This is a genomic window from Bradyrhizobium sediminis (assembly GCF_018736085.1).
Taxonomy (GTDB): domain Bacteria; phylum Pseudomonadota; class Alphaproteobacteria; order Rhizobiales; family Xanthobacteraceae; genus Bradyrhizobium; species Bradyrhizobium sediminis.
The window spans coordinates 1,815,270-1,837,204 of the sequence record NZ_CP076134.1 but is presented as its reverse complement, the minus strand read 5'-3'; the positions used below and the strand labels follow the sequence as shown (position 1 = coordinate 1,837,204).

The 21,935-nt window shown below is 63.3% G+C and carries 18 protein-coding genes and 1 pseudogene; 6 read left to right on the top strand and 13 right to left on the bottom strand.

Annotated features, from left to right (window positions below):
- Positions 1–4: 4 nt before the first annotated feature.
- From KMZ29_RS08815 to KMZ29_RS08795, 5 genes are all read right to left on the bottom strand, one after another.
- Positions 5–1,699, bottom strand: coding sequence for an AMP-binding protein (locus KMZ29_RS08815; protein WP_215623334.1), 1,695 nt, complete (start codon positions 1,697–1,699; stop codon positions 5–7).
- Between the two features lie 132 nt (positions 1,700–1,831).
- Positions 1,832–2,326, bottom strand: a complete 495-nt coding sequence (locus KMZ29_RS08810; RefSeq protein ID WP_215605652.1) for a MarR family winged helix-turn-helix transcriptional regulator — start codon at positions 2,324–2,326, stop codon at positions 1,832–1,834.
- Positions 2,327–2,372: 46 nt separating this feature from the next.
- Positions 2,373–4,715, bottom strand: coding sequence for a bifunctional salicylyl-CoA 5-hydroxylase/oxidoreductase (locus KMZ29_RS08805; RefSeq protein ID WP_215623333.1), 2,343 nt, complete (start codon positions 4,713–4,715; stop codon positions 2,373–2,375).
- Positions 4,716–4,790: 75 nt separating this feature from the next.
- Complete coding sequence (locus KMZ29_RS08800) at positions 4,791–5,627, bottom strand: enoyl-CoA hydratase family protein (RefSeq protein ID WP_215623332.1); 837 nt, start codon at positions 5,625–5,627, stop codon at positions 4,791–4,793.
- Positions 5,628–5,778: 151 nt separating this feature from the next.
- Positions 5,779–6,540, bottom strand: a complete 762-nt coding sequence (locus KMZ29_RS08795; protein ID WP_215623331.1) for an SDR family NAD(P)-dependent oxidoreductase — start codon at positions 6,538–6,540, stop codon at positions 5,779–5,781.
- A gap of 192 nt (positions 6,541–6,732) precedes the next feature.
- Between KMZ29_RS08795 and KMZ29_RS08790 the strand changes: the two genes are divergently transcribed.
- The 5 genes from KMZ29_RS08790 to KMZ29_RS08770 are packed head-to-tail and all read left to right on the top strand — an operon-like array spanning position 6,733 to position 12,453.
- Positions 6,733–7,542, top strand: a complete 810-nt coding sequence (locus KMZ29_RS08790; RefSeq protein ID WP_369810121.1) for an alpha/beta fold hydrolase — start codon at positions 6,733–6,735, stop codon at positions 7,540–7,542.
- Complete coding sequence (locus KMZ29_RS08785; RefSeq protein ID WP_215623329.1) at positions 7,542–8,831, top strand: acyl-CoA dehydrogenase family protein; 1,290 nt, start codon at positions 7,542–7,544, stop codon at positions 8,829–8,831. Before KMZ29_RS08790 ends, KMZ29_RS08785 begins: the two co-directional genes overlap by 1 nt.
- 6 nt (positions 8,832–8,837) lie before the next feature.
- Positions 8,838–10,373: a class I adenylate-forming enzyme family protein gene (locus KMZ29_RS08780; protein WP_215623328.1), complete on the top strand. Its 1,536-nt coding sequence runs from the start codon at positions 8,838–8,840 to the stop codon at positions 10,371–10,373.
- Positions 10,370–11,464, top strand: coding sequence for an NAD/NADP-dependent octopine/nopaline dehydrogenase family protein (locus tag KMZ29_RS08775; protein WP_215623327.1), 1,095 nt, complete (start codon positions 10,370–10,372; stop codon positions 11,462–11,464). Before KMZ29_RS08780 ends, KMZ29_RS08775 begins: the two co-directional genes overlap by 4 nt.
- Entirely contained in the window at positions 11,461–12,453 is a 993-nt protein-coding gene (locus KMZ29_RS08770; protein ID WP_215623326.1) for a 3-hydroxybutyryl-CoA dehydrogenase, read from the top strand. Before KMZ29_RS08775 ends, KMZ29_RS08770 begins: the two co-directional genes overlap by 4 nt.
- A gap of 224 nt (positions 12,454–12,677) precedes the next feature.
- On the opposite strand, the gene KMZ29_RS08765 is transcribed toward KMZ29_RS08770, so the two are convergent.
- The 5 genes and pseudogenes from KMZ29_RS08765 to KMZ29_RS08745 all read right to left on the bottom strand — a co-directional run bounded on the left by KMZ29_RS08765 (position 12,678) and on the right by KMZ29_RS08745 (position 17,616).
- The gene (locus tag KMZ29_RS08765; RefSeq protein WP_215623325.1) at positions 12,678–13,724 is read right to left on the bottom strand and encodes a 2,5-dihydroxypyridine 5,6-dioxygenase NicX family protein; all 1,047 of its coding nucleotides are present in this window, start codon (positions 13,722–13,724) and stop codon (positions 12,678–12,680) included.
- A 236-nt stretch (positions 13,725–13,960) separates the two neighbouring features.
- A pseudogene (locus KMZ29_RS08760) lies at positions 13,961–15,073 on the bottom strand (IS4 family transposase); the annotation flags it as partial.
- 151 nt (positions 15,074–15,224) lie between these two features.
- Positions 15,225–15,992, bottom strand: coding sequence for an ABC transporter permease (locus KMZ29_RS08755; RefSeq protein WP_215605643.1), 768 nt, complete (start codon positions 15,990–15,992; stop codon positions 15,225–15,227).
- Positions 15,989–16,774: an ABC transporter permease gene (locus KMZ29_RS08750; protein WP_215623324.1), complete on the bottom strand. Its 786-nt coding sequence runs from the start codon at positions 16,772–16,774 to the stop codon at positions 15,989–15,991. The genes KMZ29_RS08755 and KMZ29_RS08750 overlap by 4 nt, the downstream gene beginning before the upstream one ends.
- Positions 16,771–17,616: an ABC transporter ATP-binding protein gene (locus KMZ29_RS08745; RefSeq protein WP_215623323.1), complete on the bottom strand. Its 846-nt coding sequence runs from the start codon at positions 17,614–17,616 to the stop codon at positions 16,771–16,773. The genes KMZ29_RS08750 and KMZ29_RS08745 overlap by 4 nt, the downstream gene beginning before the upstream one ends.
- Positions 17,617–17,989: 373 nt before the next feature.
- On the opposite strand from KMZ29_RS08745, the gene KMZ29_RS08740 reads away from it, so the two are divergent.
- Positions 17,990–19,171, top strand: coding sequence for a mannosyltransferase family protein (locus KMZ29_RS08740; RefSeq protein WP_215623322.1), 1,182 nt, complete (start codon positions 17,990–17,992; stop codon positions 19,169–19,171).
- Between the two features lie 44 nt (positions 19,172–19,215).
- On the opposite strand, the gene KMZ29_RS08735 is transcribed toward KMZ29_RS08740, so the two are convergent.
- From KMZ29_RS08735 to KMZ29_RS26860, 3 genes are all read right to left on the bottom strand, one after another.
- Positions 19,216–20,406, bottom strand: a complete 1,191-nt coding sequence (locus KMZ29_RS08735; RefSeq protein WP_215623321.1) for an acyltransferase family protein — start codon at positions 20,404–20,406, stop codon at positions 19,216–19,218.
- 210 nt (positions 20,407–20,616) lie between these two features.
- Entirely contained in the window at positions 20,617–21,573 is a 957-nt protein-coding gene (locus KMZ29_RS08730; RefSeq protein ID WP_215623320.1) for a PIG-L family deacetylase, read from the bottom strand.
- Between the two features lie 227 nt (positions 21,574–21,800).
- On the bottom strand, positions 21,801–21,935 hold the full coding sequence (locus tag KMZ29_RS26860) for a hypothetical protein (protein ID WP_256442502.1): 135 nt from the start codon (positions 21,933–21,935) through the stop codon (positions 21,801–21,803).

Sequence of the window (21,935 nt, the reverse complement as noted above, 5' to 3'; positions counted from 1 at the left end):
TGCATTATTCCGCGGCCATGCCCGCCGAGGCCGCCCCGGCCTGCGCTATCTGCCGCAGGGCAAATCGCCTTAGCTTGCCGGTTTCCGTCTTCGGCAGTTGCGCGACGAATTCGATCGCGCGCGGATATTTGTAAGGCGCGATCTCGCGCTTGACATGGTCCTGCAGGTCGGCCGCCAGCGCGGCCTCGCCCTCTATGCCGGCAGCGAGAACCACATAAGCCTTGACGATCATGCCGCGCGCCTCGTCCGGTGCGCCGACGACGCCACATTCGGCCACCGCCGGATGGCTCAGCAATGCGGCTTCCACCTCGGGACCTGCGATGTTGTAGCCGGAGGAAACGATCATGTCGTCGGACCGGGCCACGAAAGAAAGGCGGCCCTTCTGGTCGCGGATGAACGCATCGCCCGTCAGGTTCCAGCCATCGCGCACATAGCTCGCCTGCCTGGAATCCGCGAGATAGCGGCATCCGGTCGGGCCGCGAACCGCGAGTTTGCCTACGGTACCCGGCGGCAATTCGTTCATGTCATCGTCGACAATCTTTGCCTCATAGCCGGAAACCGGATGTCCCGTCGTTCCGGCGACGGCGTCGCCGATCCGGTTGGTGATGAAGATGTGCAGCAGTTCCGTGCTGCCGATGCCGTCAAGAATCGGTTTGCCGGTCTTGCGGGTCCAGCTTTCGAATACCGGCGCCGGCAGGGTTTCGCCGGCCGAAACCGCAAGACGCAGCGACGACAGATCGGCGCCCTTGTCCATCGCGGTCATCATCGCCCGATACGCGGTCGGCGAAGTAAAGCAAATCGTCGCCTTGTAGGTTTGAATGATCTTGACCATCTCGCCGGGCGCCGCATTTTCCAGCAACGTCGCGGTAGCGCCGAACCGCAATGGAAAGATCGCAAGACCGCCCAGTCCAAACGTAAAGGCAAGCGGCGGTGACCCGACGAAGACATCATCCGGCGTGACGTTGAGCACTTCCCTGGCATAACCGTCGGCGATGATCAGGAGATCGCGATGGAAATGCATCGTCGCCTTGGGTTCACCCGTCGTGCCGGAGGTAAATCCCAGCAACGCGACATCATCCCGTCCGGTCTTCACCGCATCGAACCGAACCGGCTTGTTCAACGCCACCCGGTCGAGTTCGGCGTCATGGTTCGAGGTTCCGTCAAAATTCACGACCTGCTTGAGAAACCGGCTGGTCTTTGCGCACGCGACCAGTTCGTCGGCGATACGACTGTCAGTCAGCGCGAGGGCGATCTCCGCCTTGTCGACGATCTTGGTCAATTCACCGGCACGCAGCATCGGCATGGTATTGACGACGACGGCGCCGGCCTTCGTTGCCGCAAGCCAGGCGGCGACCAGGGCCGGATTGTTGCCCGAGCGTATGAGAACCCGGTTGCCGGGCTTGACGCCGTAATTTTCCACCAGCGCATGCGCAAGGCGGTTCGACCAGTCGGCGAGTTCCTTGTAGGTGCGCTGGCGGCCGTTGCCGATCAGCGCAATGCGATCGCCGTAGCCCTTCTCGACGATCCGATCGGTCAGCTCGACCGCGACGTTGAGATATTCGGGATACTGAAACTCCGGCCGGTCGAGAAGCAGTTCCGGCCATTGCTCGAATGGCGGAAGATTTCGCCGCGCGAAGTCGTCGATGTGACCCGATGGGCCAAGGCTTTGAATTTCATGGCTGGGAATTGCACCTGACATTTCATCGCCCCTCGTTTTCGGGATGAGACCAATATCCAGGCCGTCCGGCAGCGCCCTATTCCAAACATTTTATACTTAAAGCAATTTGGCGCAATAGCCCGAATCCGGGCCATCCGACACTTTTTGGACAGCTCAGGCCGGCTTTCGTTCCGTCGCCTTGCGCGCCGAGAGCTTCGTCTTCGCCAACAGCCGCATCAGGTCGCGGACGTCCTTTTCGGACAGGTCCGCAAATATCTCCGCGATCCAGATCTCGTGTTCCGCCGCCATCTTGCGAAACTCGGCGCGCCCGGCCTTGGTCAGCCGGATCACCTGCACGCGGCGGTCCTGGTCCGAGGTGCGGCGGTCGATGTGACCGGATTCCACCAGCCGCTCCACCAGACCGGTGACATTGCCGTTCGACACCATCATCCGCTTGGAAACGTCCGACAGCGTCATGCCGTCGGGGGCCTTGTCGAGCTGCGCCATCAGGTCGAAGCGCGGCAGCGTGACGTCGAAGCGGTCGCGCAGCCGGCTGCGCACCTCGCCTTCGATCAAATTGGTGCAGGTCAAAAGCCTCAGCCACAGCCGCAGCTCGTCGCCGTGATCCTCCGGCAGTTCGACGGCCTTGGTTTCGGAATCGAGAATCATCGTCATATCTTACCTGCCTGACCGGCTTTCAACAGTGCAACGGGCATCATTCGGCCGCCAGCGGCTTTTCCGCCTTCAGCTCGGCCCGGGTTTTCGGCCTGGCCTTGATTTTGAGGTCGTCGAAATCCTGCCGGTCGCGCACGCTGTTGCGGAAGATCTGTTCCTTGCCGGGCAGATATTGCGGCGGACAGGCAACCTCTGCACCATACCAGGCCGCGGCCTTCAGCGTGAACGAGGGGTCGATCAAATGCGGGCGGCCGAGCGCCACCAGATCGGCCCGCCCGGCGGCAAGGATGGTATTCACCTGGTCTGACGTCGTGATATTGCCGACGCACATGGTAGCGACGCGCGCCTCGTTGCGGACCTGTTCGGAGAACGGCGTCTGGAACATCCGGCCATAGACCGGCTGGGCGTCGCGCACGGTCTGGCCGGTGGACACATCCACCAGATCGACGCCGGCCTCGGCGAAGGCGCGCGCGATATCGACCGCATCGTCGCCGGTGATGCCGCCCTCGGCCCAGTCGGTGGCGGAGATGCGTACCGACATCGGCTTGTGCGCCGGCCATACCGACCGCAGCGCCTCGAACACTTCCAGCGGAAAACGCAGGCGACCTTCGAGCGAGCCGCCATAGGCGTCGGTACGCCGGTTGGTCAGCGGCGAAATGAAGCTCGCCAGCAGATAGCCGTGGGCGCAATGCAGCTCGAGCATGTCGAAGCCGCAAGCCTCCCCGCGCTCGGCAGCCTGAACGAACGCCGCCTTGACCGCATCCATCGCGGCGCGATCCAGTTCGCGCGGCACCCGGCTGTCGGGAAAGTAGGGCAGCGGCGAAGCCGACACGACGTCCCAGCCGCCCTGTTCCAGCGGCCGGTCCATGCCGTCCCACATCAGTTTGGTGGCGCCCTTGCGGCCGGCATGGCCGAGCTGGAGCGCGATCTTCGCCGCCGAATTGGCATGGACGAAATCGACGATGCGCCGCCACGCGGTCTCCTGCTCGTCGTTCCAAAGCCCGGCGCAGCCCGGCGTGATGCGGGCGTCGCGGGAAACGCAGGTCATCTCGGTGAAGATCAGGCCGGCGCCGCCGACCGCGCGCGAGCCGTAATGCACCAGGTGGAAATCGCCGGGCACGCCTTCCCTGGCCGAATACATGCACATCGGCGACACCACCGCGCGGTTGGCGAGTTCCATCTCGCGCAGCCGCAATGGCTGGAACATCGGCACCACCGGCGTCTCGACATTGACGTCGAAGCCCATGGCGCGGACCTGCCTTGCGAACGCCTTGTCGACCTCGCTGACAAAATCCGGCGCCCGCAGCGTGAGATTGTCATAGGTGATCGCCTTGGCGCGGGTCATGACGCCGAACGCGAACTGGACAGGATCGAAATCCCAAAACCGATCGACATGCTCGAACCAGACTAGCGACACGTCGGCGGCGTGCTGGATCTTCTCGACTTCCTCGCGCCGCCCCTCTTCGTACTGCTGCAGCGCGGCCTCGACCGTCGGCGCGCGATTCATGGCCTCCGCCAAGGCGATGGCGTCTTCCATCGCCAGCTTGGTGCCGGAGCCGATCGAGAAATGCGCGGTCGCCTTGGCGTCGCCGAGCAGCACCATGTTGTCCTTGACCCAGCGCTTGCTGCGGATCATCGGAAAATTGCGCCACATCGAGCGGTTGATCAGGAGCGGATGACCTTCGAGGAACCAGCCGAAAATCTCCGCCATCCGGTCGGCGGATTGTCGTTCGTCCAGCCCCTCGAGGCCGGCGCGCTTGAAAGTGGCGGGATCGGTCTCGAATATCCAGGTCGAATGCCCCACTTCATATTGATAGGCGTGAGCGATAAACGGGCCCCATTCGGTCTCCTGGAAGATGAAGGTGAAGGCGTCGAGCGGCCGGGTCGACCCCATCCAGGCGAACTTGTTGGAGCGCAGATCCACCTCGGGCTGGAAATGCTCGATATATTTTTCGCGGAAGCGGCTGTTGATGCCGTCGGCCAGCACCACCAGATCGGCATCGGCAAAGCGCGCTTCGTCCTCGATGTCGGTTTCGAACAGCACTGAGACACCGAGTTCGCGCGCCCGCTCCTGCAGGATCAGCAGCAGCGTGCGGCGCGAGCAGCCGCAGAACCCATTGCCGCCGACCCGGTGCACCGTGCCGCGGAAGTGCACGGCGATATCGTCCCAATAGGCGAATTGCTCGGTGATGCGGCGATAGCTCGGGGTGTCGCATTTCTCGAAAGTGTCGAGAGTCGCGTCGGAAAACACCACGCCGAAACCGAAGGTGTCGTCGGCGCGGTTGCGCTCATAGACCGTGATCTCCGCCTCCGGCCGCTGCTTCTTAAGCAGGATCGCGGAATAGAGACCGGCCGGCCCTCCGCCGATGATCGCTATTTTCATAAAAGCCTCCGGCGTAGCGGGACATGAAATTACTTTAAACCTAAAGCATTTTTCCCGCAAGCCCGTAGCGGCACCTCAATTGCCCTGAAAAACCGGCCTCGCCTTGTTCGCGAAGGCCTCGAAGGCCCGGGCGAAATCCGCCGTCGTCATACACAGCGCCTGCGCCACCGCCTCCGCCTCGATCGCCTCCTCTACCGACATCGCCCATTCCATCGCCAGCATGCGCTTGGTCATGGTGTTGCCGAAGGTCGGGCCCTCCGCGATCTGCTTTGCCAGCAATTGCGCCTGCGACAGCACCTGCTCCGGCGTGACGATACGGCTGAAGAAGCCCCAGCGCTCGCCCTCCTCCGCGGTCATGAAGCGGCCGGTATAGAGCAGCTCCGAGGCCCGCGACTGTCCGATGATGCGCGGCAGGATCGCGCAGGCGCCCATGTCGCAGCCGGCGAGCCCAACCTTGTTGAACAGGAACGCGACCTTGGCGCCGGTGGCTGCCAGGCGCATGTCGGACGCCATCGCGATGATCGCGCCGGCGCCGGCGCAGATGCCCTCGACCGCGGCGACGACCGGCTGCGGGCAGGCCCGCATCGCCTTGACGAGATCGCCGGTCATGCGCGTGAAGGCGGTCAAGCCCTTGGTGTCCATCTTGACCAGCGGACCGATGATCTCGAACACGTCGCCGCCGGAGGAGAAATTGCCGCCGGCGCCGGTCACGACGATGGTCTTCACTTCATCGTCCATCGCACAGGCGCGGAAGAAATCCGTCAGCTCGCGATAGCTCTCGAACGTCAGCGGATTCTTGCGCTCGGGCCGGTTCAGGGTCACCGTCGCGACGCCGTCGGTCACCGCCAGCAGGAAATGCTTGGGCGAATACTGCGCCAGCGGCAGCGTGACGGGATTGGCCGGGGTGCTCATGGGATCTCCCTTGATGTTCTCTCGTTGCTCATCGTCGTCATTGCGAGGAGCTCTTGCGACGAAGCAATCCAGCTTACTTATGGTTCAGAAAGAAAGCTGGATTGCTTCGCTTCGCTCGCAATGACGGCATCGCCGAAGGCGCCTTTGCGTCTCAAATCTCTCCGCCGGCCACCGCGATCGCCTGTCCGGTAACGGCGCTTGCCCCCTCGCCGCACAGCCAAACCACGGCGTCGGCGACTTCCGCCGGGGTGACGAGGCGGCCCTGCGGATTGTGCCTGGCCAGTTCGGCGATTGCCTGCTCGCGGCTGCGGCCGGTCTTCTTCATGATGTTGTCGATGCTGCCGGCGACGAGATCGGTGTCGGTGAAGCCGGGGCACACCGCATTGACGGTCACGCCGGTGTTGGCCAGTTCCAGCGCCAGCGAGCGCACCAGCCCGACCACCGCGTGTTTTGCCGCGCTGTAGGCGCTGACATAGGCGTATCCCTTCAGACCGGCGGTCGAGGCAACGGCGACGATGCGGCCATAGCTGCGGCCCTTCATCGAAGGCAACGCGGCCTGAACGGTGTGAACCACGCCCATGAAATTGACGTCCATCATCCGCCGAAACAGCGCCGCATCGGACTTTCCGAACGGCGCGGATTCGGCGCTGCCGGCGTTGGCAATCAGGATATCGATCGGCTGGCGACTGGCAGCTTGCGCAATCGCGGCGCTGAGGGCCGCCTGATCCGCGACATCGGCGACGCCTGCAAAATGTGCAGCGCCGGCGGCAATGGCCTCATCCAGAACAGCGCGATTGCGGCCGAGCACCGTGACGGTTGCCCCGGCGCGCACGAGCGCGGAGGCGATCTCGCGGCCGATACCTCGCCCGCCACCGGTGACAAGCGCATGCGAGGATTGCGGCAGTCCGGACATGCGCGGCCTCCCTGAACGGTTCATCGGCATCGAGACTTTCGTATATTTTAAACTTAAAGCTTTTGCAAGAAACCGGCGTGCGATAAGCTTGACAGAGCGGACCCTGCAGGTAGCGTCAGCTGGACTTGGAGAGGTCTGCTGGCATCGGCAGGTCCGACTTGGCGGAGGCCCGGCGTGCCCGATTCTGCACCGATGAAAACCAGCGACGGCCGCTTCGGCTATGAGGCCGCGGGCGATCCCGGCAAGCCGCCGCTGGTGTTCCTGCATGGAATCGGCGGCGCGGCGCGGGCGTGGCGGGGCCAGCTAAATTTTTTCGGCGATCGCTATCGCGCCATGGCTTGGGACATGCCCGGCTATGGCGGCTCGGCACCGCTGACAGCCGTCAGCATCGCCGCTCTCGCGGATGCCCTGGCCGATTTCCTGCGGCAGGTCGGCGCGACAAAGCCGATCCTGGTCGGGCATTCGATCGGCGGCATGATCGTTCAGCAACTGCTGGTGAAAGAGCCTCGCCTCGCCGCCGCCGTGGTCCTTGCGCAGACCAGTCCGGCGTTCGGAAAACCCGATGGCGACTGGCAGAAATCGTTCCTGGAGGCGCGGCTCGGCCCGCTCGACCGCGGTGAAACCATGGTTTCGCTGGCGCCGACCCTGGTGAAGGAATTGGTCGGCGACGATCCCGACGAGACTGGCATGAAGCTCGCCCGCGACTGCATGGCCTCCGTTCCCGAGGTCACCTACCGCGCCACCATGCTGGCGCTGATGGGGTTCGACCAGCGCAACGCGCTCAAGAATATTGCGGTGCCGACGCTGGTGCTGTCGGGCTCCAGGGACAGGAATGCGCCGGCGCCGATGATGGCGAAGATGGCGACCTATATTCCGTCGGCAAGATACATCGAGCTCGAAGGCGTCGGGCACCTCGTCAATCTGGAGCGCCCCGGCACCTTCAATGCCGCGCTGGATCAATTCCTGAAGGCCCATGTGGCAGCAACCCAAGTGACGGCATGATGACGGTACAGGCAAGCAAGAGCGTGGCGACCATGAACGGGATCGTACTGGATGCGCCGATCTTCGATCCCAACGCGTTTCGCCTCAACGACGAACAGGCCGAAATCATCGCGCGGGCGCGCCAGCTCGGCCAGAGCGTGTTCGCCGGCCGCGCCGCAGCCTATGATCGCGAGGCGAAATTCCCGACCGAGAATTACCGGGACCTGCACCGCACCGGCCTACTCGGCATCGCCATCCCCAGGAAGCACCGCGGCCTCGGCGCGGACTACCAGACCTATGCGCTGGCCGCCGCCGAGATCGGCCGCTATTGCGGCGCGACCGCGCTGACCTGGAACATGCACGTCTGCTCGACGCTGTGGTCCGGGCCGCTGGCCGACGACCTCGACATGGACGCCGCCACCCGCGATGAGCATGAACGCAGGCGAGCGGTGCACTACAAGCGCATCGTCGACGACGGCGCGGTTTATTCGCAGCCGTTCTCGGAAGGCGGCGCGGCCGCGGCCGGCGGCGTCGCGTTCGGCACCGAGGCCAAGCCGGTCAAGGGCGGCTGGATCGTCAACGGCAAGAAGATCTTCGCCTCGCTCGCGGGTCACGCCGACTACTACGGCGTGCTCTGCACCGAAGTCGCCGAAGGCGAGACGGCCTCCCGGCGCAACACGCTCTATCTCGCGATCCCGGCCAAGACCGACGGCGTATCGGTGGTCGGCGACTGGGATCCGCTCGGCATGCGCGGCACGGTGTCGCGCACGCTGCTGTTCAAGGATGTGTTCGTGCCGGAGGATGCGGCGCTGATGCCGCGTGGCGTCTATTTCCAGGCGGCGATGCGCTGGCCGCACATGTTCCTGACGCTGTCGCCGACCTATATGGGCCTCGCGCAAGCCGCCTACGATTTCACCGTGCGCTACCTGCGCGGCGAGGTGCCGGGCACGCCGCCGGTCAAGCGGCGGATGTATCCGACCAAGCAGATCGCGGTCGCGCAGATGCAGATCAAGCTCGAGCAGATCAAGTCGATCTGGTTCCAGGCGGTCACCGAGGCCGGGCCCAACCCGAGCAAGGAACAGGTGCTGCGCGCCTATGCCGCGCAATATTCCGCCATGGAAGGCGCCAACGAGATCGCGACCCTGGCGATCCGCACCTGCGGCGGCCAGTCGATGCTGAAGTCGCTGCCGCTGGAGCGGATCTATCGCGACAGCCGTTGCGGCGCGCTGATGCTGCCGTGGACCGCCGAGCTCTGTCTCGATCGCATCGGCCGCGAGGCGCTGTATGAGACCGGCGAGACGGACGACTAGTTCGAAATGGACCTTTCCGATCTCATCGAACGGAATGCGGCGTTCACGCCGGACAAGCCTGCGACCATTTTCGAAGGCGAGGTTCTGAGCTACGCGGCGTTCAGTATCCGCATCGCGCAGACCGCGCAGGCGCTGAAGGCCGAATACGGCGTCAGCCGCGGCGACCGCGTCGCGATCCTCAGCCAGAACCGGCCCGACTACCTGGTGCTGCTCTATGCCTGCGCTCGACTCGGCGCCATGCTGGTGCCGCTGAACTGGCGGCTCGCGGTGGCCGAGCAATTGTTCATCCTGTCGGATGCTTCGGTAAAGGTGCTGGCGCTGGAACAAGCCTTCGCGGAAGTCCTCCCCGCGCTGGAAACCAGCCTGCCCGAGGCCAGCATCGTCGGGCTCGATTTCGTGCCGCCGCGGGGCAGCGCATTCGACGAGTTGCTGACCCGCGCCCGCGGCGATGGCCGCAATCCGCACACCGACCTCACCTGCCCGCTGCTGATCGTCTATACCTCCGGCACGACCGGAAGGCCGAAGGGCGCGGTGCTGCGGCAGGAGGCGCTGCTGTGGAACGGAGTGATGAGCCAGCACATGCATGGCCTCACCTCCGAGGATCATGTGCTCACCGTGCTGCCCTTCTTCCATGTCGGCGGCCTCAATATCCAGACCACGCCGGCGCTGCACCATGGCGCCACCGTGACCATCCATCCGCGCTTCACGCCGGATGCGACGCTCGCAGCATTCGCGCGCGATCGGCCGACCCTGACGGTGCTGGTGCCCGCGACCATTCAGGCCGTGACCGAGCATCCCGGCTGGGCCACTGCAGACCTGTCCTCTCTGAGGGCGGTCTCGACCGGATCGACCATCGTGCCGCCGCATCTGATCGAGCGCTTCGTCACGCGCGGGGTGCCGGTGCTGCAGGTCTATGGCTCGACCGAGACCTGCCCGGTCGCGGTCTATACCCGGCTCGGCGGCGATCTCTCGCGCGTCGGCTCGACCGGCCTTCCCGGCTTGTGCTGCGAAGCCACCATCATCGACGACGATGGCGCCGAGCTGCCGCCGGGCACGCCGGGGGAAATCGCGGTGCGCGGCCCCAACGTGTTCTACGAATATTGGGGCAACCAGGAAGCCACGCGCGAGGCGCTGCATGACGGCTGGTACCGCACCGGCGATATCGGGCTGCGCGACGCCGACGGCTATTTCTATGTCCACGACCGCAAGAAGAACATGATCATTTCCGGCGGCGAGAACGTCTATCCGGCGGAAGTCGAGCGCGTGCTGCTGGAACATCCCGACGTGGTCGAATGCGGTGTGATCGGCCGGCCCGATCCCAGATGGGACGAGGTGCCGGTCGCCTACGTGATCCGGCGCAAGGGATGTTCGGTCGAGGCGGCGGATCTGAAGGCGCATGTGCTGACCGAGCTCGCCCGCTTCAAGGTGCCGCGCGACATCGTTTTCGTCGACGACCTGCCGCGCACGGCTCTGGGCAAGGTTCAGCACTTCATGCTGCGCCGGCTCGACGCGCCGGAGTCCTCGCAAGGAGAAGCCATTTGAAGATCGCGGTGCTCGGCGGCGGCAATGGCTCGTTTGCAGCCGCGGGCGATTTTGCCTTGCAGGGCCATAATGTCCGGCTGTGGCGGCGCGATGCGGCTGAGGTCGTGCAGCATCGCGCGGCGGGCTCGCGCATTCTCGTCAAGGACGCCGGCGGCCGGCACGACGTGCAACTGGCGCTGGTAACCACCGACATCGCCGAGGCCATCAGCGGCGCCGAACTGATCCTGTGCCCGGCCCCGGCCTTCGCCCAGCCCGATATCGCGCGGCTGATCGCGCCACACCTGGCCGACGGCCAGGTGGTGTTCCTGCCGCCGGCCACCTTCGGCTCCATGATCTTCGCCAAGGCGGCTCACGACGCCGGCAATCGTGCGCGCGTCAGCTTTGCCGAGACCGGCACGCTGCCCTGGCTGACGCGCAAGCACGGGCCGTTCGAAGTCGCCATCACCATCCGCGCCAAGCGGCTGCCGGTCGGCGTATTCCCGCTCGATGCCGCTCCTCATGCGCTCGACGTCATCGGGCGGGCTTTTCCGGGCGTGATCGAGCCCTGCGGCGACGCGCTGTCGGGTGCGCTGATGAATGCCGGGCCGATCATCCACCCGCCATTGATCGTCATGAACGCCGGTCCGATCGAGCATTTCGAGCGCTGGGACATCCACAAGGAAGGCACCCAAGCCTCGATCCGCCGCGTCACCGACGCGCTCGACGCCGAGCGTATCGCGGTGCGCGAGGGTTTTGGCTATGGCGCCCCGCATTTTCCGCTGGCGCATCATTACGCCAGCGAAGGCGAGCAGTGGATGTACGGCCGCGGTTCACACGATCGCCTGACCGATTCCGGCGACTGGCGCGAGCGGATCGTGCTCCGGGAGCATCGCTATATGCGCGAGGATCTGCATCTCGGTCTGTCGTTTCTGGTGTCGGCGGCCGGACTGGCCGGGGTGGCGACACCGCTGGCAAAGGCCTTTCTGGCCATCGGCGGCGCGATCTGCGGGGAGGATTTTTCGAGAACCGGGCGCACGCTCGCCAGTCTCGGGCTCGGTCAGCTCGATCGCGCCGCGCTGCAGGCCCTGTTGCGCGAGGGCTTCGGCGGATGACCGCGCGCCCCTCCATCGCCTGTCTCGGCGCCGGCCGCATGGGCCGCGGCATCGCGGTGGCGTTCGCCTATGCCGGCCATGCCGTCACCATGATCGACGTCAAGGAACGTTCCCCGGACGGCTTCGCGGCACTCGAAGCCGAGGCGCTCGGTGAAGTCAAAAAGACGCTGGCGAGCCTGGCGCGGTTCGGATTGCTGGCCGAGGAGGACGCCGACACCGTCATCGCCCGCGTTTCGGTGACGCCCGCGCAAGGCATGCCTGCCGCGCTCGCCGGCGCCGGTATCGTATTCGAGGGCGTGCCTGAAGTGGTCGACCTGAAGCGCGAGGTGCTGGCGGCGGCATCGAGATGCGTCGGGCCTGACGTGATCGTCGCCTCGACCACCTCGACCATCCTGGTCGACGATCTCTCCGGCGCGGTCGAGAATCCCAACCGCTTTCTCAACGTGCACTGGCTCAATCCGGCCTATCTGATTCCGCTGGTCGAAATATCGCCGGGCGCAGTGACCGATCCGGATGTCACCGCACGGGTCAAGGCGCTGCTCGAAGGCATCGGCAAGGTGCCGGTGGTGTGCGCGGCCACGCCCGGATTCATCGTGCCGCGGATCCAGGCGCTCGCCATGAACGAGGCGGCGCGGATGGTCGAGGAAGGCGTCGCCAGCGCAGAGGATATCGACAAGGCGATCCGCTACGGCTTCGGTTTCCGCTACGCGGTGCTGGGCCTGCTGGAATTCATCGACTGGGGCGGCGGCGACATCCTCTATTACGCCAGCCGCTATCTCGAAGGCGCGCTGCACAGCGACCGCTACCGCGCGCCCGAGGTGATCTCGAACAACATGCATGAGGGCCGCATCGGCATGCGCACCGGCGCCGGCTTTCTCGATTATTCCGGCCTCGACGTCGATGCCTACCGCGAGAACCGCCTCGCCGAGATGGTCGACCTGCTCAGGCATTTCGGACTGGCCCGGCCGCCGGTGCTGGATCGGGAGTAGAGAGCCCGACATTGCGAGCGCAGCGACCGTGTCCGCCTTACACCAGCGGCCTCTATCTCTGACGCGTCATGTCCGCGCTTGCCAGCCGTCGCAAAGGGCTTCGGCGGACTGGCACTGGAGCCCGGCGAAGCGTCCATGTGACGGCGTTGGTGTGAAATATCGAAAACAACCCCATGCAAAGAAACAAGGGGTCCTACCGATGCGCCCGACGGTTCTGGTTGACCCTACCCAAATACCTCCTGCAGCACCCCTTCCCTGACGACGGCGACGCCGTCGAGTTCGATGGTGGTGCCCATCATCGGCAAGTCGAAATGCCCCGAGGTGTAGCGGCCGGCAAATTCATTGGCGCCGGTTGAGAACAGGAAGTTGCCGGAAACCGCGCGCAGCTCGGTGCCGTTGGTGTCGCGCTGGTCGTACATGGTCAGCGCTTCGTAGCGCGCGCCGGGATTCATGCCCCATCCGACATGCGACACCGCATAGGCCTCGCGGTCGCCCCATGCCGCGAGGTAGGACCGCATCATCGCCGCATCGCTGCCCTCGCCTTCGAGGTCGGTGACGTAATCGTCCTTCAGCGTCATCTTGATCGGCGACGTCAGGTAGCGCTTGAAGGTGAGATTGATGTCGCCGGGGGCCATCACGATCGTTCCGTTGACGGTCTTGCTCTTGGGAAAACTGACGACGATGCCGCCCGGCCAGTGCGCCAGCGTGCCCGGCCGGTCGGTCCAGCCCCAGACGCCGGCGGTGGAGGCGCCGACCATGTCGACGTCGAGCTCGGTGCCGGCCTTCGAGGTCACGCGCATGCGCTTGGTACCGCGCAGCATTTTCACGGCCGCACGAACGCGCTTTTCCAGCGCGGTATCCGGCACCATGCGTTCAAGCGCCTCCGGGTGTTCATTGGATATGTTGAGAATGCGCGCGCCCGCTTTCAGGATTTCCGGCGTCTCCGCCGCGTGCATCAGGCCCTCGATGGTGCAGTCGACCACGAAGCCCGCCTGCTGCAGCGCCGAGACCACCGGCCCGAGCTTCTGGATGGCGATGCTGGCGCCGGTCGAGCGGATCGGGACGGCTTCGCGGTTGCGCGGCGTCGGCACCACGATGTGGAACGGCTTGGCGCCCATCCGCAGCAGCGCCAGCTCGGCGAGGTGAATGTTGAGCGCGCGCGACTGCGTCTCCGACAGGATCGCTGCGGTGTCGCCCGGCTTGACCGCGCAGCGCTCGAAAATCTCGCAGAACGCGTCGATCCACTTTGCTTCTATGCGATCTGCGAACATGTGCTTATCTCCAGTTAAAGTGAGCTCGTCATGCCCGGCCTCGTGCCGGGCATCCACGTCTTGACACTGTCGCAGCAAACAAGACGTGGATGGCCGGGACAAGCCCACGGCTGTCCGGCACGGGTTATGCTTCATGCCGCCTTCTCCAATGTGACGCAACCGCGGGCGGTGCGACGACGTCGCGCCGTCCGGGTAGCGGAGGGCTCGAAATCGAATTTGGCCTGGTGTGGTGTTGGGCCTGGCGGGGAGGCTTTTTGAAGAAGTCCTGCAATCGGCCGCCGATGCATAAGATTGGCACGGATCAGCCTGGTGAAGGCGAGCGGGCTTTTGACGATCTTGTTGGCGTCGTGAGCCAGGCGCAGCAACAGGAAGGCAATCAGGGCGACCGTGATCTGAATGCGAACCGCATTTTCGGATGTGCCGAGGAAGTGAGTGATCTTCAAGGTCTGTTTGACCCATCGAAAGAACAGCTCGATCGCCCAGCGACGCTTGTACAAATCGGCGATTTCCTCTGCGCTGGCGGTCAGATCGTTGGTGAAGATGCGCAGCACCTTGCCGGTCTCTATCGTGACCTGGACTTCGCGGACCAGGCCCGACATTGGATTGCAGCGGGAGGCGGCGAGCCGCTTCGGAAGATATCCGGTCCGATCGCTCAGGACCGGCGATCCCACCGCAACCGGCCGATCCTCGACGACCTCAAAGGGCGTGTTGCGCTTCAGCCGCGTTACGATACGGCAGCCGGCCTGATCGAGCGTCGCCCACCACCCGTAATCGTAATAGCCGAGATCGAAAACATAGGTCGCCCCCGCCTCGATCGGCATCGCTTTGGCCGCCGTGATGTCATTGACGTTGCAAGGCGTCACCATCAGGTAGAGCGGCTGGTCGGCATCGGGATCGTAGATGATGTGGGCCTTGGCGCCGCAAACGCCGGCCGAAAATGTCGCCCAATGGCCGCTCAGGCTGCTCAGCCGCACGCTGGTCGAATCGATCAGGCGAACGCAATCGCCGATCTTCCTGCGATAGCCGTTCTGCAACTGAGCGATCAGCGCCGAGAGCAGGTCGGCAAACACTTCCACAGGGCGCGAAGCGTTCGCGGTCGACAAGGCCGACTTCGAGATCGTGCAGCCGCCAAGGTGATAAAGCTTACCGGCGTGGCTTCTCAGGCCGGCTTCGATCTCCCGAAGGCCGCGCGCCCCGCAAAACTGTGCGTACAGCATTGCGATCAGATGCGGACGGCTCTTCGTCACCCGATCGTCCCAATCGGCATTGTGCCGGTCCACAAGACGATCAAACGTCGCCCACGGAATCTGCTTCAGAAGGCAGTGAAAAACGATATTCTGGTGCGGCACGGCGTTGATCCTCTTGCTGTTCAGATGATTCGCAACCAACTGAACCCAAGCAGAATCAATGCCGTGCACTTCATCAAGCAGAAAACGTGCCGGACAGCCGTGGGACAAGCCCGGCCATGACGAGAAGAGCGGGATTCACGCAAATTGAACATCACACTTCCGGAAAGCCGCGCAGCAGCCAGGACCGCAAGCCCTGCAGCAGGCCGTTGAGGATCAGTCCCAAGAGCGAAATCGTGATCAGCGGCACGAACATGTCGACCGCCTGGAAGGTCCGCGCCGCCGTCACCAGCAGATGGCCGAGGCCCTCGGTCGAGGTGATCATTTCGGCGAGAAACACCACAATGCAGGAAATCACAAGCCCGATGCGGCAACCGGTGAGGATCGACGGCATCGCCGCCGGCAACACCACCTTGAGCAGGATCTGGCGGCGCGGCGTACCCGCCGCCATCGCCGACCAGATCAGCTTCTGCTCGACCATCGAGGCGCCGTAATAGGTCGAGAGCAGAATCGGAAACAGCGCGTCCGCGGCGACCAGCGTGATCTTGGATTCATGGCCGAAACCGAGCAGCAACAATAGCGCCGGATACAGCGCCACCTTGGGCAGCGGCGCCAGGACCCGCACGATCGGCCGCACCACGGCGTTGACGGCCGGGCTTGCGGCTGCGGCAAGCCCGATGCCGACGCCCAGGATCACCGCGACAGAAAATCCCGCGAACAGCCGGAACAGCGTGGCGGCGATCTCATGCTGGAAGGCGCCGGTGGCGAGCTGCTGCGCCAACCGCATGAACACCTGACCGGGCGGCGGCAGCAGCGTCACCGGCGCATAGCCGAACGATGAAATCGCCTGCCACAATGCGACCAGGAGCGCGATCGGCGCGATCCCTAACAGAACATCCGTGGTGAGCGCGCGCGCGTTCATGCAAAGCTCAAGGGTATGTCGAAGCCCGGCTCGGACCATTTGACCAGCCGGCTGCGCAGGCTTTCGAACGCGGCGTCGAGACCGATCCCCATCGCGCCGATGATGATGATCATGGCGTAGACGGTGTCGTACTGTCCCATGTCGAGCGAATTGAACAGGATGTTGCCGGCACCCGACTGCCGCGCGATCATCTCGGAGGTCACCATGGTGATCAGCGCCAGCACCAGTCCGGTGCGGCATCCCGTGAGAATTTCCGGCAGCGCCGCCGGCAGCACGATCCGGACCATGCGCTGCGCCGCCGACAGGCCCATCGCGGCGCCCGACCACAGCATCTTTTCCTCGACCGCCTTGGCGCCCTGGAAACTGTGATAGATCACGGGCAGGCTGACGCCGAGAAAGATCACCAGCATCTTGGCGAGATCGCCGACGCCGAGCCACAGCATGATGATCGGCATCAGCGCCGCCTTCGGAACCGGATAGGTGATCATCAACAGCGGATTGAAGAACGAGGCCACGGCGCGCGAGCGGCCCATCATCAATCCGAGCGGAACGGAGACGACCAGCGCGACGGCGAAGGCGATCGCCATGCGGCGCACCGAGTCGAGGATGTTGATCAGCGATTCCTTGTCGCCGAGGATGGAGGGCACCGCGCGGATCGCCTCGACCGCGGTCGGAAAGCTTTCGGTACTCAGGATCAGCGCCCCGACCTGCCAGATCCCGAGCAGGCCGAGACAGGCGAGCAGCGGCGCCAGCCGCGAGACGATGCCGCGCACCGCGATCATGGCCGCAACTCGTCTGCACCGGTGTCGTCGATCATGCGCTCGATATCGACCACGTATTTCTGGTAACGGGGGTCGAGCAGCAGCTCCGAGCGGCGGCGCGGACGCGGCAGGTCGATATCGACGACCTCCTTGATGCGCCCGGGCGAGCGCGTCATCACCACGACCTTGTCGGAAAGGAACACCGCCTCGTCGACCGAATGCGTGACGAACAGCACCGTCTTGCGGTCGCGCTCCCAGATGTTGAGCAGGTCGTTCTGCAACCGCGTGCGGGTATGGGCATCGAGCGCGCCGAACGGCTCGTCCATCAAGAGCACCGCGGGGTGGTAGGCCAGCGTGCGCGCCAGCGCCACGCGCTGCTTCATGCCGCCGGACAATTCCTTCGGGTAGAAATGCTCATAGCCCTTGAGCCCGACCATTTCGATCAGCGCCCGGCTTTGCGCCTCGGCCTCCGCCGGTTTCACGCTCTGCTGGCGCGGGCCGTACATCACATTGCCGAGCACGCTCTTCCAGGGAAACAGCGCGAACTCCTGGAACACCGGCCCGCGATCGGGACCGGGCCCGGTGATGGCCTTGCCCCGGACTTTCGCCACGCCTGCGGTCGGATTGACGAAACCGCCGACGATATAGAGCAATGTCGACTTGCCGCAGCCGGAGGGACCGAGAATCGAGACAAAGGCGCCATCCTCGATTGTCAGCGAAATATCCGACAACGCCAGATGGTCCTGGCGGCCGGACGTACGAAAAACCTGCGAGACCCGATCGATCTCGATCATGGCGGAAGCCTGCCCGCGCGCCGGCGCCAGCTCAGTCCGAATATCCGGCCGCGATGACACTACCTTCATTCCCGCTTTGCTTCCCGGCTTCATTCCATGAGTTACCGGACCGACCATAGCGGAAACCGGCGGGGCTTGGCGATGCTGTTTTGCGGCTCGGGCGGGGCAGGCCGAAAACAGCGAGCCTGGGGCGTGAGCGCATAGAACTCATCAATTTACAGGCGTTGGGGATTGGCGGACGTCCGCTTCGGTGCGCAGCACGGACTGACGTCTGACATCGCGCGAGGTCCGAAAAATGCCCCATAGCCGACATTGCCCGCTTGGTGTCGAAATGCCGGAGCCAAATCAAGCGCTTGAGCTGTGGGCCCGTATCTCACGTCCGTCCTCTGCGTCTTTGCCGAATCGCATTTGAGGCACAGGCAGGACGATTGATCTTGTGCCTATGGCACGCGACAGTATGGGCATGGAGATGCGGTGTCCGAACTGGAAATATCATGCCTGGCTTCCCTGCTTTTGGGCCATCTCGATATTTTTGTGTTCGCGCGCGGTAGTCGCGCTCGGACTGGTATTCTCGCAAAAATATCTGCCCATCGCGACCGATGTCTGGTCTGCAGGACCGTTCTGGTACCACCAATTGCTGCAATGGGATTCAGAATGGTATTTCAGGATAGCAACAGAGGGATATCGCTATAACGGCGATCCGACCATTCAACAGAATGTCGTGTTTTACCCGTTGTATCCGATGCTCGCACGGGGCCTCGCGGCGATTAGCGGCCTCACGCCTGCGGACGCATTGCTGTTGGTATCAAACGTCGCGGGACTGCTGGCTATCGTCGTTCTTTTCAAGCTGGTTCGCGAGGAATTTGGTGATCAACTCGCTCTCGTCACCACTGCATTGCTCAGCTTTTTTCCGGCCTCGGTCTTCCTGTCAGCCGGGTATACCGAACCATTGGAACTGCTCCTGATGGTTTCGTTCTTTCTTGCTTTGAAGCGAAAACGCTATTTGTCGGCAGCTCTGCTTGCAGGTCTGGCAGTTGCGGACCGATCAGCGGGCATCGTCTTGTTGCCTGTGCTTGTCCGGGAGATGTGGCTCAATCGAGATCATAAGCCGCTTTTTCCTGCCCTCATACCCTGCGTGCTTCTCGCGACATCGGGCATCTGGCTGTTCATGATCTACCTCTGGTACTCTTTCGGGGACCCGCTTGTATTCTCGAAAGGGCAAACGGCTTTCCATCTGGGAGTGACGCAGGTCACAAGACTGGTTGCGGCACTCAAATTTGAACCCTTCACCCAGCTGATCCTCAATGATTGGAACCCGTGGGGGCAGGCCAGCTGGCTCACCCTGCTGTTCATCGTGCTGATTTTCGTCGGCTGGTCTCGACTGCCCTTCTCCTGGACACTGTTCGCCATGGGCGTGTTGTTGTTGCCTTATCTGACGCTCAGCGGCGGACCGGCAGGTTTCACGTCGATGGGCAGATTCAATCTTGTTTCGTTTCCTCTGTTTGTCGTGTTGGCTGATTTTGGAATGCGGGCGAGGTGGCTCTTGGTCGGGGTGATCGGACTCTTCAGCGCGTCCCTGTTCATGAACGCGGCGCTGTTTGCCCGGAGAATTTGGATTGGATGATCGTAGCGAGAAAGCTCACAACGACATTCCCTCGCCGCAACGACTCAGACGCGCAGAAAAATCTTGCGGCGATACAAGAAGCCAGCGAGCGCGATGGCCAATGCCAGACCCAGCGCACGCACGATGAAATGCCCAGCGCCCGGCGTCGCCACGCCATCGAGTAAGGTAGCAAAATCTCCACCGACGAAACGCATCGCGAACCGCTCGAAGCCCGGCATATCGTTGAAGCCCAACACATTGTTGAAGCCCAACACGTTGTTGATGAAGTAGAGCGTGATGGCATTCGCGCCGAGCCAAACAAATAGTGTCGCCCAGCGCCTGTAACCCCACACATCGATGACCTGATGTGAGGCGCCCAGCAGCATCAGGCTGTATCCGCCGGCGACCAGCACAAACGACGAAGTCCAGATCGTCTTGATGATCGGGAATTGCAATCCCCAAAGATATCCGCCGGCAACCAGCGCAATACCGGCGACGATCAGCATCAGCGATTTCTGTTGCGCTCGCAGCCGCTCGTCGATCAACAGCAAGCCGGCAAGCGTGCCGAGCAAGCACGTGCCGATTGCCGGTAGAGTGCTCAACAGCCCCTCTGGATCGCGGTTGACCTCCCACAGCCGCCCGGGCAGATAATGCGCGTCAATCCAGTTGGCCAAATTGGCGTTCGGCGCGAAAGAGCCGGTGCCGATCCCAGGCACCGGCACGAACATCATCAACGCCCAATAGCCGACCAGCAGCACGACCAGCGCCACGACGATCCCTCGCATATGCAAATTCAGAAATAGAAGCGATGCGAATAGATAGCAAAGCGCGATACGTTGCAGTACGCCGACAAAGCGGATGTCGCTCCAATGCTCACTGATGCCACCGTAATAGATCAGTCCCAAACCGTACAAAAGCAGCGCGCGGCGGAGCACCCGGACGTGCGCCTGCACCTTGCCCTCTCTTTCGACCAGCCGCGACAATGATAGCGCGATCGCCATGCCGCTGACGAATATGAACAGGGGAAAAATGAAATCGTAGAAGCGGAAGCCTTCCCATGCGACGTGGGTCATCTGTGTACCGAGAAAGCTTCCGATCACACTCAGAACCGGTCCCTTGCCCCGCGACATCTCGTCGAGCGACCAGAAAATGCCATCGGCGCCGAGTATCCAGAAGATATTGAAGCCGCGCAGGGCGTCCACCGAGGCGATACGGTGGGTTTGGGGCGCAGTCGTCGGCGCTTCGAGGTGGCGCATCAATGTTCCCGCAAGCCCGTCAGCCGGTCTGAAGTTTCCCGACAAATGCGCATGGTTCTTGACTTGCATCAAGTGATTGCGACTAACCTGCCGGCGAAATGCGCCATGCGGTGCGCAGCGCTACGCGCCGAACCGGGGTAGAATCAAACGCGGAAGTCTATGGGTCGATCGGCTGCGTGCCGTACGGCATGTATCAGCCCGGACCACCGGCTAATTCTGTGCCGCACCGCGCGTCGCGAACTCGGTCGCTGGTCCGGCACAGCTGCCCGTCGGCTCCTGCACGCGGAAATAGTTCCGGCCAACGTAGGATTTGTCGTAATGATGCCAGGAGGTGCCGTGGCCCAACGCCTGTACACCGGCGAGCGTCACCGCGAACACCGAGCTTTCCATGTCGCGCTGCTGCAGGTCGAGATTCTCCGGCAGTCGCGAACTGGCATAGTCGACAAAGGACACCTGGCGGACGCAGGACAAATGGCGCGCGGCTTCGATGGCCGCTTTCGCGGTCATCAGATGATCGGAATGGTCTTCCGGATTGATGCGCGGATCGAGCTCGGGAATATTGAGCTGCACCAGCCCTGCCTGCTCGCGCTCATAATCGATGATCGCGCGCAGCGTTTTTACCAGATCGCTCCAGCCGTGATAGGCGGTAGTGCCATCGACCGCCGCCAGCGTGTCGTTGTCGCCGTCAGCGAGGCGCTTGAGCGACTGGAAGCCAGTGTGAGGATAACCCGAGCCGGCCGGGTTGCCGTCTGGGACGCGAAGGAAATAGCTCTCGGTGTTGCGGTAGCTGACGCGGAAGATCGGATGCCCATTGAATGACATGCTCGACGCCGCGCGGCTGACCGGCACATGATGGGCGTCGGCCATGAAGCGTACGGCCTGCTCGGCGCCGTTTTCCCGCGCGAGATAGTATGGATGTTTGCGGCCGCCCGAGCCGATGCCGAGCCCGGCGTCGCCGGCGGTGACATGGATGAAGATGGTCTTGGCGGCGCCAGCGATCACGTCCTGGAAGGCGGATGGATTCATGAACAGCTGCCAGTCGTCCTCGTGCGCGGCGAAATAGAACGAGACCTTGTTCGGGCGCGTAGCCTCCGCCGCGAGCGCCGGCGTACCTGCGAGCATCGCCCCGGCAAGGCAGGCATTTACGATCGATCGCAAAATCACCATTTCCGGTTCCCTCGTTGCGACGGGATAGACAGCCAATAATCGAGATATGATGGTCGACACAGCTGAATTCAACAAAAACATCGACGATAGAACGGAAATTTCTTCACCATATCCGGTTAGGGGGCACTATCGGAAATGTCGGCTGTCCGGTTTTGCTCTGCTAGCGTCGCTTTGGAAGGTGATTCAATCTCCGCCGAAATTGGCTGCGCGCCAATGAGTCCGCATCCTCATCCCTGCGCGAGCGCGACGGCCCAGCTGAAACCGAAATGGGCGCTCAGCGCCTTCATCATGACGGTGGCCGCCAGCACGAAGACGATCCGCAGCAGCGTCTTCGTCGTGAATATTCTCGCAAACCGCGCCAT